This window comes from Mesorhizobium sp. M2A.F.Ca.ET.039.01.1.1, from assembly GCF_003998035.1.
In the GTDB taxonomy this organism is placed as follows: Bacteria; Pseudomonadota; Alphaproteobacteria; order Rhizobiales; family Rhizobiaceae; genus Mesorhizobium.
The window spans coordinates 1-1,174 of sequence record NZ_RZRY01001204.1; the positions used below are offsets into that span (position 1 = coordinate 1).

Annotated in this window: 1 pseudogene; it reads right to left on the reverse strand. The window is 62.9% G+C overall.

Going from position 1 to position 1,174, the window contains the following annotated elements:
• Positions 1-1,158: pseudogene (locus EOA24_RS38655) on the reverse strand (OmpA family protein); the annotation flags it as partial.
• Between the last annotated feature and the right edge of the window lie 16 nt (positions 1,159-1,174).

A 1,174-nucleotide genomic window follows, 5' to 3' on the forward strand; every position in this document is an offset into this window, starting at 1 on the left:
AAGTTGGTCGGCGGCGGCCTGCGCCCGGCTGATCCAGCCGGCAGGTGCCTCGCCCACGACAACGATGCGACTCTGGATGATCGAAAGCCGAACCGATTTCGGCGGGGACAGCGACGCCGTCAGCCGCTTCACCACGAACTTCGGATCAAGACTCTGATAGAATTGCCACTGTGAATGAACGCGGGCGGGATCAACCTTCGTTCCGGAAAGCAGAGCTTGCGGGTCGGCGGCAAGCGGGTCTCTCAGTCCGGAAATGTAGAAATCTCCGCCCCTCTCCGTTTGTTGGGCGACGATTATTCCCGGTTGGGCCTCAAGTCGCGACACATAATATTGCCAATGCTCGGCCGCGCGCGCATCGGGGCTCACATCACGAACCTTGGAGATGTCGAACTCCGGCCCGCCTTCTGAAAGCTGTCTTGCCGCTGCGCGCGCCCGATCTATCCAGGTGTCGGGAGCCTCACCCTCGGCAACGATGCGGCCATTGACGATCGAAAGTCGCACTTTATCCATCGGATACAGCGACGCCGTCAGCCGCTTCAACACGAACTGCGGCTCAAGGCTTTGATAGAATTGCCAGCTCGAATGAACGCGAGCGGGATCGACCTGCGTCCCGGACAGCAGTGACTGCGGGTCGACGGCAAGCGGGTCTCTCAGGCCGGTAATATAGAATTGGCCATCGCGCACATTCTGTTGGGCGACGATGATGCCGGGCTGCGTCTCCAGTCGCGACACGTAGGCCTCCCAACGCTCCTCGGGGCTCACATCACGTACCCCGGAGATGTCGAAGACCGGGCCGCCGGCTGAAAGCTGCCGGGCGGCCGCACGCGCCCGGTTGATCCACGCAGTGGTGGCCTCGCCTGCGGCAACGATGCGATCATTGACGACTGAAAGCCGCACCGAATCCGGCGGCGCGAGCGACGCCGTCAGCCGATTCAGCACGAACTGCGGCTCAAGGCTCTGGTAGAGTTGCCAGCTTGCATGAACGCGAGCGGGATCGACCTGCGTCCCGGGCAGCAGCGACTGCGGGTCGGCGGCAAGCGGGTCTCTCAGACCGGTAATATAGAATTGGCCGTCGCGCACATTCTGATCGGCGACGATGATGCCAGGCTGGGCCTCCAGTCGCGACACATACACCTGCCAGCGCTCCTCGGCGCTCACATCGCGGACCCCGGAG